General features: G+C 66.7%; 12 protein-coding genes, 1 tRNA gene and 5 pseudogenes. 7 read left to right on the top strand and 11 right to left on the bottom strand.

Features of this window, described 5'->3' with window-relative positions; translation table 11 throughout:
- Positions 1–32: 32 nt before the first annotated feature.
- Together OG293_RS25150 and OG293_RS25155 are read left to right on the top strand one after the other, a co-directional pair.
- Positions 33–578 (top strand): annotated as a pseudogene (locus tag OG293_RS25150) (IS5 family transposase); the annotation flags it as partial.
- 501 nt (positions 579–1,079) lie between these two features.
- A pseudogene (locus OG293_RS25155) lies at positions 1,080–1,235 on the top strand (IS30 family transposase); the annotation flags it as partial.
- Here the strand turns inward: OG293_RS25155 and OG293_RS25160 are convergent.
- Positions 1,183–1,773 carry an IS3 family transposase gene (locus OG293_RS25160; protein WP_406001047.1) on the bottom strand — a complete coding sequence of 197 codons (591 nt, stop codon included), beginning with the start codon at positions 1,771–1,773 and terminating at the stop codon, positions 1,183–1,185. The pseudogene OG293_RS25155 and the gene OG293_RS25160 overlap by 53 nt on opposite strands.
- Before the next feature lie 171 nt (positions 1,774–1,944).
- Positions 1,945–2,190, bottom strand: coding sequence for a transposase (locus OG293_RS25165; protein WP_406001048.1), 246 nt, complete (start codon positions 2,188–2,190; stop codon positions 1,945–1,947).
- Between OG293_RS25165 and OG293_RS25170 the strand changes: the two are divergent.
- A pseudogene (locus tag OG293_RS25170) lies at positions 2,158–2,505 on the top strand (HNH endonuclease family protein); the annotation flags it as partial. The gene OG293_RS25165 and the pseudogene OG293_RS25170 sit on opposite strands and share 33 nt — an antisense overlap.
- A gap of 174 nt (positions 2,506–2,679) precedes the next feature.
- On the opposite strand, the gene OG293_RS25175 reads toward OG293_RS25170, so the two are convergent.
- A complete protein-coding gene (locus OG293_RS25175) occupies positions 2,680–3,651 on the bottom strand; it encodes a hypothetical protein (RefSeq protein WP_406001049.1) in 972 nt (323 codons plus the stop codon).
- Positions 3,648–4,343 (bottom strand): trypsin-like serine peptidase, encoded by a 696-nt coding sequence (locus OG293_RS25180; protein WP_406001050.1) that lies wholly within the window; start codon positions 4,341–4,343, stop codon positions 3,648–3,650. The genes OG293_RS25175 and OG293_RS25180 overlap by 4 nt, the downstream gene beginning before the upstream one ends.
- Positions 4,344–4,731: 388 nt before the next feature.
- Here OG293_RS25180 and OG293_RS25185 point away from each other — a divergent pair, with 388 nt between their 5' ends.
- Positions 4,732–5,601: a hypothetical protein gene (locus OG293_RS25185; protein WP_406001051.1), complete on the top strand. Its 870-nt coding sequence runs from the start codon at positions 4,732–4,734 to the stop codon at positions 5,599–5,601.
- Between the two features lie 42 nt (positions 5,602–5,643).
- Here the strand turns inward: OG293_RS25185 and OG293_RS25190 are convergent.
- The 3 genes and pseudogenes from OG293_RS25190 to OG293_RS25200 all read right to left on the bottom strand — a co-directional run.
- Positions 5,644–6,033, bottom strand: a pseudogene (locus tag OG293_RS25190) (IS1380 family transposase); the annotation flags it as partial.
- Between the two features lie 769 nt (positions 6,034–6,802).
- Positions 6,803–7,333, bottom strand: coding sequence for a hypothetical protein (locus OG293_RS25195; RefSeq protein WP_406001052.1), 531 nt, complete (start codon positions 7,331–7,333; stop codon positions 6,803–6,805).
- Positions 7,330–7,995 carry a hypothetical protein gene (locus OG293_RS25200; protein WP_406001053.1) on the bottom strand — a complete coding sequence of 222 codons (666 nt, stop codon included), beginning with the start codon at positions 7,993–7,995 and terminating at the stop codon, positions 7,330–7,332. Before OG293_RS25200 ends, OG293_RS25195 begins: the two co-directional genes overlap by 4 nt.
- Before the next feature lie 622 nt (positions 7,996–8,617).
- Between OG293_RS25200 and OG293_RS25205 the strand changes: the two genes are divergently transcribed.
- Complete coding sequence (locus OG293_RS25205) at positions 8,618–8,881, top strand: hypothetical protein (RefSeq protein ID WP_406001054.1); 264 nt, start codon at positions 8,618–8,620, stop codon at positions 8,879–8,881.
- A 552-nt stretch (positions 8,882–9,433) separates the two neighbouring features.
- Positions 9,434–9,511, top strand: a tRNA-Met gene (locus OG293_RS25210).
- A gap of 164 nt (positions 9,512–9,675) precedes the next feature.
- On the opposite strand, the gene OG293_RS25215 is transcribed toward OG293_RS25210, so the two are convergent.
- From OG293_RS25215 to OG293_RS25225, 3 genes and pseudogenes are all read right to left on the bottom strand, one after another.
- Positions 9,676–10,167 (bottom strand): group II intron maturase-specific domain-containing protein, encoded by a 492-nt coding sequence (locus OG293_RS25215; protein ID WP_406001055.1) that lies wholly within the window; start codon positions 10,165–10,167, stop codon positions 9,676–9,678.
- A 56-nt stretch (positions 10,168–10,223) separates the two neighbouring features.
- Positions 10,224–11,062 (bottom strand): annotated as a pseudogene (locus OG293_RS25220) (IS5 family transposase).
- Between the two features lie 295 nt (positions 11,063–11,357).
- A complete protein-coding gene (locus OG293_RS25225; protein WP_406001056.1) occupies positions 11,358–12,098 on the bottom strand; it encodes a hypothetical protein in 741 nt (246 codons plus the stop codon).
- Positions 12,099–12,508: 410 nt separating this feature from the next.
- On the opposite strand from OG293_RS25225, the gene OG293_RS25230 reads away from it, so the two are divergent.
- Positions 12,509–13,489 (top strand): GNAT family N-acetyltransferase, encoded by a 981-nt coding sequence (locus OG293_RS25230; protein WP_406001057.1) that lies wholly within the window; start codon positions 12,509–12,511, stop codon positions 13,487–13,489.
- 966 nt (positions 13,490–14,455) lie between these two features.
- Here the strand turns inward: OG293_RS25230 and OG293_RS25235 are convergent.
- Positions 14,456–14,719: a hypothetical protein gene (locus OG293_RS25235; protein ID WP_406001058.1), complete on the bottom strand. Its 264-nt coding sequence runs from the start codon at positions 14,717–14,719 to the stop codon at positions 14,456–14,458.
- Positions 14,720–14,849: the final 130 nt, after the last annotated feature.

Consider the following 14,849-nt stretch of genomic DNA (forward strand, 5'->3'; position numbering starts at 1 on the left):
GTTCTCCGATACGTCCATGATCACGCTGTGCCGTGAGTCAGCGGAAGCCGTATCCAAGCGACCTGTCCGACGCCCGATGGGCCTCGATCGAGCCGACTCTGACGGCATGGAGAAAGGCCCGGCTTGACCGCAGACCCACCGGAAAACCGGCGTCGGTCGAACTGCGCGACGTCTTCGACGCGCTCCTCTACGTCAACCGCACAGGAATCCCCTGGAAATACCTCCCGCATGACTTTCCCAACCATGGCACCGTGTACGCCTACTACGCGGCTTTGCGCGACGAGGGAATACTCGCCCAGCTCAACTACGACCTGGCCGGCCTGGCCCGCGTGAAGGAGGGGCGCAAGCCCGAACCGACAGCGTCCGTGATCGACACCCAGAGCGTGAAGACCTCCACGAACGTGCCCTTGACCAGTCAGGGAACCGATGCGGCGAAGAAGATCGTAGGACGGAAGCGGGGCATCCTCACCGACACGATCGGGCTGATCCTCGCCGTGACCGTCACCGCCGCGAGTCTGTCGGAAAACGCCGTGGGAATACAACTCCTCGACCAGGCCAAGAAGACCTACCCGACCATCTCCAGTATGGCTGCTCTCCCCGCACGGTCTCAGCTCCGTCTATGGCGACGAGGCATCTTTCGGCTGGTGATGTACCCGGCTTCAAGAGAGCCATAAGCTGAGTCCCCCCACGTCTGGGACCGGCGGCGCAACTGCCGCCGCGCCAGGACGTAGTCGGATCAACCCTTCACGTCATTGCGGCAGCCATGGCCGGTGTACTGATATCGGAGGACGCGAACGCCTGGCCGGGCGCGCTGCTCCAAGGGGTGATCGCCGGACTCCTGGTCGGCGTCGTCTTGACCGTCGTGATCGCCTCGTCAGACACGTGGCGTGCCCGGCGTACGGCCTCACGTCATGGTCTGACGCTGGCCGCCGAGGCAGCGGCTGGGTCCTGCACCGCCGAGTTCCGAACACCAGTGCCCGCCGGCGCCACCGCCTACCAGCTCACCGACAGCGTGCTGCACGCCCTCAGAGAGGTGCCGTTCCCCCGGATCGACGAAGTCAAGGAGTTCACGCACGGCAAGCTCACTTTCCCGCTGGGACGTACACGAGATCGATGCCGTTGCCACCGCCCTGAACTCCAGGCCCCGAAAGACACTCGGCTGGAAGACACCCGCAGAGGCCCTCAACGAACAGCTACTGTTGATCCAACAAGGCGGTGTTGCGACGACCGATTGAGCCTGGGCTCCGAGCCGCGGTCCGAATGAAAGATCACGCCGTCCACCATGCCGCCGCGCGTCGCGGCGGCCATCTGTAGCGACGCGCTGACCAGGGACGCATCATGCCTGGGGCCCCTCGCGTAGCCCAGGACCCGGCGTGAGAACGCGTCGTGGACGGACGCGAGGTAGAGCTTGCCCTCACCGGTTTCGATCTCGGTCATACCGCCCCACCACAGCACGTCGGGCGCGATCGCGTCGAAGCGACGCAGGACCAGGTCACGGGCGGCTTTCCGCTTGCCCTGCCGGGTCAGGCTCTTGCGCCGGCGCGGGGGCTTGCGGCCCTGCAGGCCGAGCTCAGCCATGATCTCAGCGACGGTGTTCTGCGACACCTGCCAGCCCTCGGCCCACAGATCCAGCGTGACCCTCGGCGAACCGTACGTCCGCCCCGACGCGTTGAAGAAGTGGGTAATCTGCTCGGCCAGTGCGGCCTGTCTGACCTCGCGTTTCGTCGGCTGCTCCGGGCGGCGGCGCCACTTGTAAAACCAGGACTCGGACACCTCCAGCGCCCGGCAGGAGACGGCGTGCGGGACGTGATGCTCGGTCCGCTGGTCGGCGATGAAGCCCGCCCGTCACTTCGTCGCCTCCTTCACCCAGAGGACCACGGAACGCTTGAGGACATCGCGCTCCATCCCGATCTCGCTGTTCTCCTTGCGCAGATGCTTGATCTCCTAGCGCAGCCTACGCAGTTGCTCGCGTTCCGACTCGTCCAGCCCGCCGGCAGCCTCCGCGGCCGCGCGGGCCTTGGCCCGGTGAACCCAGGTCTGCAGTGTGCCCTCGTGCACACCCAGGTCCCGCGCGACCTCCGCCGCAGACTTCCCGGTCTCCAGCACGATCCGTACCGCGCCTTCACGGAACGGCGCGTCATACGACCGTCGCTGATGGTGACCGTCGCCGGCGCACTGGACATCGAGCACATGGTGCCGCTTGCCGAGGCCTGGGATTCCGGGGCGAGTGCGTGGTCGGCGGCGAGGCGGGAGGCCTACGCGAACGACCAGGGCCAGGCGTCCTCCCTCGTCGCGGTGACCGCACGGTCCAACCGAAGCAAGGCCGACCAGGACCCCGCCGAATGGCTTCCGCCCCCGGCGAATGCTCTGTGCCGCTACGCGGCCGAATGGACCGCGACCAAGCTGCGCTGGAATCTCGCCGTCGACGAACTGGAGCAGGACCGGCTGCTGTTCATCGCGGCCGGTTGCGGCGGTGAGAGCGTCACCTACACCCCAGCGCCGTAACAGCCTGCTCGACCCCACGTCATCACGCCCTTACCAGGGCCGCCAACCGATGCCGGGTTGACGGCCCTGGCGGCCTGCGACAGCAGCGTCACCTTCCGGATCTGCGCCGGAAAGGGGTGCCGGGCGAGCAGGCCCGATGCGCGCGTGTTTCCGGCGACACCCGTCACCGTGGGGTCAGCGGGTGACGAGGGTTTGTTCGGTGCCGAGGTGGTCGGCTGGTGAGTCCTTGTACATGGTGGTTTCGCCGTCGGACCATCGTATGAGGAGGTCGTCGGTGAGGTCGTTGGGGGTGTAGTTGCCGGTGGAGATGACGTTGGCGTTGTCTGCCCAGAGGTGGTTCTTGTCGAGGATGCGGTGCTCGGTGCCGAGGGCGGTGGTGGTGGTGCCGACGTAGGTGTCGACTTCGCCGTCGACCCAGCGGATCATGAGGTCCCATTTGTGATGGCCGGAGAACTGTCCGCTGGTGAGCAGGGTGGCATCTTTCCAGACGGGGTCGGGGTTTCGGAGTTTGTGTTCCTGGCCGAAGGTGCCGGAGCTGACGTTGGTGTAGAGGGTGAGTTCGCCGTCCGTCCAGCGCACCATGAGGTCGGTGACGTAGGTGTCGGCGTTGTAGCGGCCGGCCGAGATCTGGGTGGCGTCTTTCCAGGTGGAGTTCTTGGCCATCTGGGTGCCGTCGTGTTTGAGGCCGTTGCTGCTCACGTCGGGGTAGAGGGTGACTTCTCCGTCGTTCCATCGCACCATGAGGTCGAATTGGTTGGATCCGGTGAAGTCGCCGCCGGTGATGGACCCGGTGTTCTTCCAGAGGTCGTTCTTCGGCAGCAGCTGCCGCTCGGGCTTGAAGCCGCCCTGGGCGTCGCCGGGGTAGAGGGTGGTCTCGCCGTCGGTCCAGATGACGAGCAGGTCACTGTGGCCGGTCTGGGAGAAGTCGCCGGAGGCCAGGAGCCTGGCGTGCTTCCACAGCTCGCCGCCACCGGGCAGGTGAGGGTCCGTCGAGGCCTGGTACGGCGGCCGCGCGCCCGGCTGCCGGCCGGCGACGGCATCGTCATAGAGGTCCTGGGCATCCTTGCCGTAAACAGGCGCATAGGTGATCCAGTCGACCTCCGAGTCAGTGCCGCCCCCGTTGTAACCGCCCGTGTTGCCGATCACCTTCCCTTACGACTCCCGGCGTCGTAGTCCGTGATCCACGGCCCGCCGGACACCCCGCCGTAGAAGCCACCGCACTCCATCCGCATCTGACGGAAACCCGGCAGCCGCCTTGTCGAGGTCTCGCAGCGAAACGCCTTGTGATCCTTGTTGTGTTCCTGGCTGGACGGGTAGCCGACCACGGTGACCTGGTGGCTGTAGCCGGCCGTAGGCGTGAAGGTCAGCGCCCCGGTGGCATCCTCGGCCGCCTTCCCTTTGCTGTTGGCGCCGACGCGTACGAACGCCACATCGAGGTCCGAGACGGGCAGCTTTGTGTTTTTCTTGTAACGCGGGTCTATGAACACGTCGCCGTCGTCGTGGACGGGGAAGACGCCGCTGGGCTGTTTGTCCGCGCCGTCGCCGTGACGGTACTGCGGCACAAAGATCCGGTTGTTGGCAACCTTCAGGCTCACAGCGCAGTGCCCGGCGGTCAGGACCAGGTCACGGGTGCGGCTGTGGACAACGCTGCCCGTGCAGTACGTCAATTTGCCTCCCAGTTCCCGGCCTTTGTAGAAGAAGGTGCCCACCATCGGCAGCCCGCCGAAATACTCTCCCTGTTTGACACCTGACGAGGACGCAGCGCGCTTGGACCGGCCGGAGGCCCTCACGAGCGGCCCTTCGCCCCGTTGAGCGTCGACCGGCACCGCCTCGGCCATCCTTTCGGCCGTCCAGTACTTCTCCTCCTCGCTCAGGGACGAACTCGCTGCGGTATCGGGTTCAGGGTTCAGTGGAGCTGGCGCAGCCAACGTGGGGGAGGGTGCGCCAGGGGGCGGTGACGATGCCGCCGCGGTGGACGGCGGCGGCGTGGGGGTGGGGGAATCGGGGGCTGGTGGCGAAGGTGATGCTGCGGACGTGGCTGGCGTGGGGGCGGGGGTCGCTGCGGCGGCGGGATCGGTGCCCAGTGCACCGGCGCACAGGACGAGCGCGAGCGCAGGCAACCAACAGGAGCGCAATGAACTGTCCTCTAGTAACGGGGGACCCGCCCCTCCAACTGGACAATAATCACACACCAGTTCGATGATAGAGCGGATGTAGAGGGCCATCATGGGAATTTCGCGTGCAGTCGTCGCCACCGTGCTCTCCCTCGGGTGCACAGTGGGCACGGCCGGTCCGGCGTCCGCAGACGGGACGCTTCCCTACGCTCCAGGGAAAGTCCTCTCAGTCCGCCCCGGCGACGTCCTCACCGCGACCGCCCCCGCCTTTCAAAACGACCTGGGGAGTGGTGACGTACTGACCTCGACGGCCTTCCTCAACGATGGCGTCCTTCGGATGCACACCCCACGCCTGACCGCGACCGTCGCCATCAAGTGCGACGCGACACCCGGCATCCACACGGTGAAGACCCCGCCCTTCCCCTCCTGGGCGCGGCACGGCACTTTCACCCAGGTGCGGGTGGAGAAAGCCGACGCGGCGGCCGCGAGTGCCTGTCGCAGCAAGCTGAAGAACCTGCCGCCCGACTCGAAGGAAGAACAGTGGCCCAAGGAGACCGATTGGCCCGCGACCGACTGGGACGTAAGGGTCTTCCCGGCCGGCAGCAAGGTCGAGGCCCACAGCACCCTCCATTCCTTCGACGGGCCCCTCGTCTCTCCGGCCTTTGCCGACCGGCCCGTCATGCATGAGAGCAAATCCGAGGAGTGGGCAACCGTGACCATCAAATGCGACGCCAAACCCGGCCTCTACCCCGTCTACGAGCAGGACGAGGACGCGCCTGACGTAAAGCAGAAAGTCTGGGCGCGCTACCGCGTTGCCCCCGCCGACGAATCGACCCGCCGCTCCTGCACGGCCGGAAAACCGGCGCTCGCGGGCGCGAACTCCAGTACGAAGCTGGTGACATGGACCGCAGCCAGCGGCGCGACCCTCGCCGCAGTCGCCGGCGCGCTGCTCATCATCCGGCGCAGGCGATCCCGGGCGTGATTCGCTGAGCCCAGCCGCTGACGCTGCCAGTATTGCCCCCTGTGACAGATTTATGATCTCCAGCCAGATCTGGTTCTGGGCAGTGTCGTGGAGCGGCAGGTGGCGTCGCGCCGGTGGCGGTGCCGCAGCTCCAGCTGGGCGATGGGGACGCGGGTGGTGTTGGTGGCGAAGCAGGTGAGTCACAGGCCGTCAGCATCGGTGAATCGCAACTGGGCGCCGGGATGCGGACGTTCCCTTGCGGACGATCAGTCGCATTCCCGCAGGCCAGCCCTTGAGGACGTCTCCGTCGTTTTCGGCGACCCAGGCGCCGTCGCGGATCTCGCCGCCGGGCTCGACGGCCGCCGTCCAGGCCGGGGCGGGAACCTTCAGGACGGCCTGGTGGATGGTGTCGGTGATGGTCATCCCGACCGAGTACGACAGCCACCTGCTACGGCTGCACTAGGCTGTTCGGTGTTGCGCGCGAGCTTCCCGGCCACCATGCCGAGGATCTTGTTCTGGTGCTGATCTGCGCGTGGCGCGCAAACGCATGGGGCTCGGACTCCCGCCAGCGTGACAGGAGCCCCGGACTGCTCAGTCCGGGGCTCCTGCTGTGCACTCACAGGTCTGCTCAACGAGCCTGGCCTGCCCCGGTTACCTAGACGAGAGTGTGCGGGATCCCCTGAGGTTCCCCCGCACACCGTGGCCGTGGGACAGCCCCGGGCAATGTGCGTTGGCAGGTGAGCGCGATTGCGATGGGGCCGATGCCGTCGATTGCCGTGCCGGCAAGGTGGCCCCCACAAGGCGTTGCCTCTCTCGTTCGGCCTGGCTTTCGCGTGCCGTCCGGTCTCGCGTTCATCGCGGAAGATGTCGCGACGTGAGGGGCCGGGAGTTCCGGCCCCTCACGCTCGTTTCATGCCGGGCAACGAGTGGCTCCCGCCATGGTGGAACCCGCTCGGAGCACCTTCCGTGCCGGCGTGCGGGTCAGAGGAGGACGACTGACACGACGCCTCCTGCCGCGGCCATCGTGAAGGCGAGCCCCCGGTGCCATCCGGTGGCGTTGTTCATCTGGCCCCGGGTTGCCAGCACCATGACGGAGTTGGCAGCAAACGCAGGGATCAGGATGCCGAAAGAGGGCGAACGTCCCACCGCCGACAGCCCCTTGAGCTGGGGTGTTGCGACGACCACTAGAACGGAAATTGCGGGGCCGTACCTACCTGCCGGGCTAAGGGAGTTGCTTCTTCTCGGCGTAGTAGGCGTAGGCGTAACCCCCGCCCTGGGAGCCAGTGACGGCGGCTGAGAAGCCGAGAGGACCGGGCTTGGACATGTCGATGCTCCGCTGGAAGATGGAGCCGTCACACACCTGGGTTCCAGCGGCCGACGGCACGTCCTTGTCTCCGACGGCGATCTTCAGCGCCACCTTGGCGCCACCCGTGCAGGTGAACGCGAACGTCACGCTCAGCACGTCGTCAGGCGCGGAGGGATGCGTGTTGCCGAACGGCCCCCCCTCCAGCCCGCCGGACCCGGCCCCTAGGGACTCCCTGGTGACGAAGGCTCTCTCCAGCACGGACTTCGCGGCGGCGCCGGCCGTGTCCGGAGTCGTCGTCGAGGCTGACCCTGTCACGGTCGGGCTCTTCGAAGGCGACCCGGACTGCTCGCCCGGGCTGCACGCCCCCGCACCGAGCAGCGCGGTGACGGAGAGGCCGACGGAGAGGCGCCGGACGGCCCTCCGGTCCATTCCCCTGGTCCGACTCATGAATTCTGCCGTCCAATCGACATGTCGCCCTTCCGCGGAGCCAGGACGACGATGGTCTTCTTTTTGGCGTCACAGGGGGGAGCGATCCACGTCTTCACGCCGGTGAGCTTCCAGCCGACTTGCCCGAGCACCGCCCGGTAGCCCTTTGAGGTGCTGTTCGTGTCCGTGACGGTCTGCGTCCCGGTCCACGTCCAGGCGTTGCTGATTTTGGTGTCGACACTGACCTTGGCCTTGGCCAGGATCGCTCCCGCCTCCGCCTCGACGCTGGCGCCGATGTCCCAGGTGAAGGTGTGACTGCCGGTCACGGTCCACGACACGGTCTGACGGGGCAGCAGCCACGTCGACTGCGGCTTCTTTTTATCGGCGATGAAGTACGGCGACCCCTTGACGGTGTACTTCGGCCGGTCGTTCACCTCAGGGCAGGCCATCGTGCTCATGTCCCCCTTCCCCGCCTTGGGCAGGGCCGTGGGCTCCTCCCCCTCGAACGTGAAGGTGACCGTGTCGTCGACGCCGACGACACGTCCGTCGTCCAGAACGATCTCCGCGCCCTCGGCCGGAGTCGGCTCGTCCACCGGAGCGGCGGCACTCGCGGCGGCTCCTGCCAGCAGCACGGCCCCGGCGGTTATGAGAGGCAGTGCGGTGCGCATTGCGATGCGGCTCATGTGTCCCCGTTTCATAAGCGGGTTGAGACGGCTCCTGGTCAGGGAGCCCAAACCCGTCACCCCGAGCGATGCCAGGAAGAAAGCTCTGGGTGATCTGCGTGCGCCGTTCCTACCGTGCTGCGATCACGAGGCGCAATGGCTAAGTGACTCGGATCACGCGCAGACGCCGAATCGCGCTACCCCAGCGGGCAGGCAGCTCAGACGAACCTCAAAACGGGGAAAGCGCGAAGGCTCCCCGCGCCTCGGGGGCGCAGAGCATGGTGGCCCGCAGCACCGGCAACCTGACCTCCACGTTCGCCTATGCCAAGCGCGGCGCGGCCGCCGCCCCCAGCGGCCTGCTCCGCGCCCAGGTCCACGCCTGGGCGCTGCTGCCCACCCTCGCCCAGCAGGGGCCGCGACCGGGATGCGGCTGCCGCCCTCGACGTGGCGCTGACGGAACTCGAAGCCGATCCGGTCGGCCAGGCTCCGGTCCGTTTCGGCTTCGACGAGCCCGAACTCGCCCTGCACCAAGCCGAGGCGCACCTCACGCTTGGCCGAACCGACCAGGCCCGCGCCCGCGCCGAGGCCTCCGCGGCCGCCTGCCCACCCGGCACCCCCGGATGGGCTGCCGCCACCCTCGTCCTTGCCCAGGCCGAGGCCTCCGAGACGCCGTCCGACGCCGCTCAACGCGCCCTGGGACGTCCTCGACCGGGTACCGCCGAGCCGCCTGCGCGCCACCGCCCGCACCCGGCGCGGCCGCCTGGACGGTCTGCTCGCCGCCCGGCCCGCCGAGAGCGTCGCCGACCTGCGCGAACGCCTGCACACCCTGCCGCCTCCCGTTGACGCGTCCGGCGCCGCATCGGCGTGTCGCGCCGGGCATCCGGCAGACAGGACCTGGACGTCGTGATCCTGAAGGCATGCCGGATGGGTGAACGGCCAAAACTTGGGAGCTTCTGGTCACCCCTGGCATGAAACGGATTGCGAAGATCCAGAGCATGGCTACCGACGCCGATGAGAAGGTGCAGTTCTCTGCCGCTCTGGCGCAGGTGATTCCTGTGGCAATCCTCGCTGAGGCGCGGAGCGGTCATGAGGGAACGGCGGCGGCTCCGTGTCCACTTCGCACGTTCGCGGGACCGTCACCACAGCACGAGGTGTCTGTAGGTTCCGCGGATTCGTGAGCGCTCACGGGCTCCCGACCTGTGGTGTCGGCAGCGGTGAGCACTGCTGATGACGGAGCCCGTCGCCGGATCATGAGCAATCCGGCGTGATGGGCACGGTCTTCGCGGTCGAGTGTCGTGTAGAAACCGCAGGTCACGAGATCCCCTGCTCACCGAACCGCGGAATTGCTCGGACAGTGCTCATGATCACGCGGAATTGCTAACGAATCCGCGGACCTTACAGTGTCGCAGGGATAATTGCGCTCACTCGGCCGGGCGTTGACGTACAGTGGTCTTACCGACGCGGGGTGGAGCAGCTCGGTAGCTCGCTGGGCTCATAACCCAGAGGTCGCATGGTTCAAATCCTGCCCCCGCTACCAACTCTGGCCCCTACGACGCCACGGCGTCGTAGGGGCCAGAAGCATTTACAGCCATCCCGGCGGCGTAGTCGAACGGTGGTCGGGTGGCCCGAGGGAGGCTCACCCCCGGGCTCCCACAGAACGGAGCGTGACAGTCTCCCGTCACTCCGCTCTTGTCACTCTGATCACCAGAAACACGGTGTCCATGCCCAGTGGGCGAAGAGCCTGGGGTGCCGGCTGGTGATGCGCTGCCAGCACTTGTGGGCTGCCTTGAACGACCGAAATCGTCTGTACTTCTTGCGGATCCAGCGCATCAGGTAGGCACTGATACGCCGCAGGAGGGGCAGCAGTTCGGAGCGGTAGAACGCTCCGTAGTACTGCATCCAGCCGCGCACGATCGGGTTGATCCTGCGGGCCAGTTCGGCGAAGGTGAGGCCGATCCGCAGGTGAAACCGCCAGGAGCGGACCTCCCCACTGACCTTCTTCAGGGCTTCCTTGCTGATCGCGGGCAGGAAGTTGGCGAAGTTCTTCCCCTTCCTGTTCCGCGCCCTGCGGGCCTGGAACGTGAACCCGAGGAACGTGAACGACGTGTGCTCGTAAGCACCGCGCCGGTTCCCGTCCTTGCAATACACGATCTTGGTCTTGTCGGGATGCAACCGCAGCCCGACCTCCTCCATCCTGTTCCCGAGCGCTGTCAGAGGGCGTTTGATGTAGGCGAATTGCCGCTTATGCCCTAGTAGGTCCCTCGCCAGGTTGGCGTGGTCTCGTCCGTTATGCGCTTGGCGAGGTTGTCGATCGAGGCGATGTGGATCATGGCCTCGGAGCTGGCGGGCAGGGTCTCGTAGTCGCGGGCGAGGCGGCGATGCATCATGATCCATCCGATGCTCCGTTCCGCTACCCAGCGCCTTTTGACGTCATGAAAGCCACGGATTTCAGGGTTTCTGTTGACGACTTCGACGTTGATTCCAAGCTTCGCTCCGTGCTCGACGACGGCGTTCTTGAAGCCGGTATCGCCCCAGCTCTTGGAGATGGTCGGGTAGGTCTTCTTGGCCTGGTCGAGGAGTTGTATTCCCACGGCGTTTTCCGACAGACTCGCGGCGGTGACGGTCACGGCGAGGATCAGCCCGATCGTGTCGGTGAGGATGCCCCGCTTCCGTCCTACGATCTTCTTCGCCGCATCGGTTCCCTGACTGGTCAAGGGCACGTTCGTGGAGGTCTTCACGCTCTGGGTGTCGATCACGGACGCTGTCGGTTCGGGCTTGCGCCCCTCCTTCACGCGGGCCAGGCCGGCCAGGTCGTAGTTGAGCTGGGCGATATTCCCTCGTCGCGCCAAGCCGCGTAGTAGGCGTACACGGTGCCATGGTTGGGAAAGTCATGCGGGAGGTATTTCCAGGGGATTCCTGTGCGGTTGACGTAGAGGAGCGCGTCGAAGACGTCGCGCAGTTCGACCGACGCCGGTTTTCCGGTGGGTCTGCGGTCAAGCCGGGCCTTTCTCCATGCCGTCAGAGTCGGCTCGATCGAGGCCCATCGGGCGTCGGACAGGTCGCTTGGATACGGCTTCCGCTGACTCACGGCACAGCGTGATCATGGACGTATCGGAGAACTCCGTTCCGCTGCCCCTCTGGCGTTTCTGGGTCTTTTACAAACCAGACGGACTTCAGGCTTCAGAGCCGGACGAGACGGACGGCCGAGTTCGCTACCTCGACGGGGACGATAGCCACCTATTCGGCATACCAACTCAAGATAGAACAGGCGCGAAAGTGACTTACAGGAACAGAGCTACATAAACGCCCTCCTAGGCCCAGCAGCCTTCGCTCGCGCGTGCACGCGCGAGGCCGCCTGATTCCCGACGGCCGCTTCGCGCCGTTCAGGGCTGCTGGGCTGTCTCGCCGCGGGTGCGCTCGTATTCGGCCTGGTCCAGGATCTGCCAGGCGGCCTGGCCGATGGCGAGGACGCCGCGGGCCGGCAGGGGCACGTCACCGATCCGCGGATTCTCCTGCAGTTGAACGGGGCGTCCGAGGTCTGCGCCATCAAGCGTGGCTCGTGAGGCGTCGACGAAGTACATCTGCTGTGGCATCAGCGTTCCGGGGTGGCCGCTCGGCATCACGCCGGTCATCTCCAGGCGGCCCAGCCCCAGCGCCCGTGCCAATCGCTCCCGCGCCCCCACCAGAGCTCGGGGACGCCATGTCGCCAGCGGCAGCGCCACACTGACGTGGTTCAGCAACCCGAGAAGTCGGGTCACGGAGGCGGTCAGAGTCCAGTTCAGCGAGGGTGAATCCATCGTCACCCTCAGGGAGGCCGGGGCCGTCCACGTGAGACCGATCCGGGCGTAGCCCGTGTGATCGCAGGCCGCGCCGTAATACCTCGGGCATGCCGTGTCGAGTCGCTCCCCGTCGACGTAGATCGACCACCTGCCGCTCGGGTCGCGATGCCACACCGTGCGATAAGGACCGAAGGAGCTCTCCGGAAACACCCGCAGCGCGAGCACGTGACCGGAGTCGAAAGGCAGCCCGAACACGCCCCAACCCTTCACGTACTCGTGGTTCGGCCAGGGGGCCCGTCCCCGTCCCGCCGGGATCCCCGACAACTTGGACGACAAGTCGAGCATCTGCACCACCTCGTTCCGCACAGCTCTGGGCCTGCACCCAGAATGCCAGCAACCGACCCACCGGACACTGGGGGACGACCAGGGCCACCCGTGAACGGCGGCACCACCAGCCGGTCTGCGCGCGGTTGGTTTTGTTCACGGATCACGACGGCGATTGTTCATCACTCTGGGAGGCGCCCGCCCGGGGCCGAGTCGATGTTCACGAGAACGGACAGCACCCGTCGACTGACTCCCCGTCCCGGACAGGGGGTGGCCTTCCTGGGCCTCGGTACCCGCGACTGCTGCAGTTCCCGGCGGACAGGCAAGGCAGACCGGCCCGGTCCTCGGTCCCTGGGTATCGGTGGACCTTTCGCCTCGCTTGCGGCGCACGGCCGTGGTGCGATGAACAGGGGATCGGGAAGGAGAGAGCGATGATCCCGCCGGCAGGGGAGCGCAAGAGTGGCACGGGCCCTGTGTCGGTCCGCCCGCTGGGTGAGGCGGACCTGGATCGGGCCGACGAGGTCTTCAGGGTCGCCTTCGGGACGTTCCTCGGGGTTCCCGAGCCGAAGACATTCTTCGGGACCGCCGACTACGTCCGCACTCGCTGGGCGGCCGATCCACAGGCGGCCTTCGCAGCGACGGTCGAGGGCGAAGCCGTTGCATCGAACTTCGCCGTCAACTGGGGCAGCGTCGGGTACTTCGGCCCGCTGACCGTACGTCCGGACCTGTGGGACCAGGGCGTCGGCAGGCGCCTCATGGAGCCGGTCATGGACTGCTTCGAGACCTGGGAGAACCGACACCTGGGCCTGTTCACCTTCTCGCACAGTCCCAAGCACCTTGAGCTCTACCGCCGGTACGGTTTCTGGCCCCGATTCCTCACAGCCATCATGAAGAAGCAGGTCGCAGGCAGTGCCGCGGTCCCCGGCCGAGTGCTGTACGGCGAGCTTCCCGCCGCCGAGCGGCTCGACGCCCTGAGCCTCTGTCGCACACTGACCGGGGCTGTGTTCGAGGGCCTGAGCGTGGAACGCGAGATCGTGGCCACGCACGCGCAGGGACTCGGTGACACCATCCTGCTCCAGGGGGCCGGCTCAGAGCTCGATGGCCTGGCAGTCTGCCACTGCGGAGCCGGGTCGGAGGCCGGAGAAGACGTGTGCTTCGTCAAATTCGGCGCCGTGCGTCCTGGCCCGGAGGCGGCCGACCGGTTCGAACGACTGCTCACCGCGTGCGAGCGGCTCGCCGCCGAGCGCGGCCTGGGGCAACTGGACGCCGGAATGAACCTGGCCCGCCAGGATACCTACCGGCGAATGGTCGACCGCGGTTTCCGCACCTGGTTGCAGGGCGTGGCCATGCACAGGCCCAACGAACCCGGCTACAGCCACCCCGACGCCTACGTGATCGACGACTGGCGCTGAGACCTCGCCACGCTCGGCCCGCGAGGAGGGCCCGGCGCTGCCCGAACCCGTGAACATTCCGCGTCGGCGCCGACGGCCAGACACCTCCCGGACCACTGTCGAAGTGCTGTCCCTTCTCATGGACAGAGCCACGCGGTCGCCGATCTTCAACAAACGATGGTTTTTGAGGATTGCGGGCAGTCGCGACAGGCTGCTTCGCCCAGCACCGGGGGACGGAGCATCTGCGCGTTGGAAGGGGAATCCGCTGCGCGGAGGTTCGGGTTGCCTTGCCGGGCTGGCGCGATCACCCTCGTGTCCTTCGATCCTGTCCAACCGGGACGCGGCCGGGACACAAGGACAGCAACAGACTGACAAAGACAAACCAGTACCGACACGGCTCGCTCCATCTGACCTGCGAAAACGTCGTGGATCGGCGTAGATCGACAAGGGCCGCCAAGATCCCAAAGGACTCATAATCCGTCGGCCGTGGGTTCGAGTCCCACCCGTCCCACCCCGAGCATCCCCAGGCAGAATCGTTCTGACCTGGGGAACGCGTTTTCCGAGGGCGTTTTGGGTGTGGCGGACGCCTCGCGGAGGTGTGGCGAACGTGAGTCTTCGCGCATCCAGGACGGGCCGTGACCGGCTTTGACCTGGGCTTTCGCTTTCCCGCGCCCATGGGAGGGTTAACAACGGTCCCACGGCCGTCGAGGAAGACGCCGCACTCCACTCAACCCCCCCGCCGCATCGCCGCACCGCGGTGACGCGACGTCGCCCCCCGCGCGTGGCTTGTGGTGGCTCGGCGGCCGGCTCCCTCACGTCGGTGATTGCGGTCGGACCGACGCCGGCCGAGGGCGGCGGCGGTCGCCCATCGACACCTCACCCGTGCGTCCGGTGGGGACGGCACCCTGCACGACAAGGACTGAGACGGGCGCTTACGCGAAGGAGCCCGGTTCCGCATAGTATGCGGAACCGGGCTCAAAGCGTCGGTCAGACCGGATCCGGACCGTTGGTCTCGGCGATTTCCATCCGGAGAGCCTTCTGCTTCTTCTTGGAAAGAGAGTCACCGTTCACGCTGTGTATGCCCCAGGGGATGGGGCACGGCCCTTCGTGCGAGGAGTCCGGGCACAGCACTTCCACCAGCCGGTCCATCAGTTCCTCATGCTGGGCGGCTGTCGCCAGCAAGGCGATGTTCACCTGCCACAGCCTGGGCTCCGCTGTCGTACCAACGACCTCTGCGTCGGCGTCGCTCATGATGTGGTCCTCGTTCCGAAGTGGGCTAGCGAGCAGGGGGCCAGTGTGCCGCGCTCCGCGGACCTGACCTCCGCCCGGGGTGGCACCCCGGGCGGAGGTCGGAACACGGTTCCCGCACCATGGTCGGGGA

The organism is Streptomyces sp. NBC_00829, assembly GCF_045161795.1.
Taxonomy (GTDB): domain Bacteria; phylum Actinomycetota; class Actinomycetes; order Streptomycetales; family Streptomycetaceae; genus Streptomyces.

Excerpts from the sequence above, each read along its gene's own strand:
- OG293_RS25230 (WP_406001057.1), top strand. The coding sequence starts at position 12,509 with ATGATCCCGCCGGCAGGGGAGCGCAAGAGTGGCACGGGCCCTGTGTCG.
- OG293_RS25195 (WP_406001052.1), bottom strand. The coding sequence starts at position 7,333 with ATGAGTCGGACCAGGGGAATGGACCGGAGGGCCGTCCGGCGCCTCTCC.
- OG293_RS25215 (WP_406001055.1), bottom strand. The coding sequence starts at position 10,167 with ATGGAGGAGGTCGGGCTGCGGTTGCATCCCGACAAGACCAAGATCGTG.
- OG293_RS25225 (WP_406001056.1), bottom strand. The coding sequence starts at position 12,098 with ATGCTCGACTTGTCGTCCAAGTTGTCGGGGATCCCGGCGGGACGGGGA.
- OG293_RS25185 (WP_406001051.1), top strand. The coding sequence starts at position 4,732 with ATGGGAATTTCGCGTGCAGTCGTCGCCACCGTGCTCTCCCTCGGGTGC.
- OG293_RS25200 (WP_406001053.1), bottom strand. The coding sequence starts at position 7,995 with ATGAGCCGCATCGCAATGCGCACCGCACTGCCTCTCATAACCGCCGGG.
- OG293_RS25180 (WP_406001050.1), bottom strand. The coding sequence starts at position 4,343 with ATGGCCGAGGCGGTGCCGGTCGACGCTCAACGGGGCGAAGGGCCGCTC.
- OG293_RS25235 (WP_406001058.1), bottom strand. The coding sequence starts at position 14,719 with ATGAGCGACGCCGACGCAGAGGTCGTTGGTACGACAGCGGAGCCCAGG.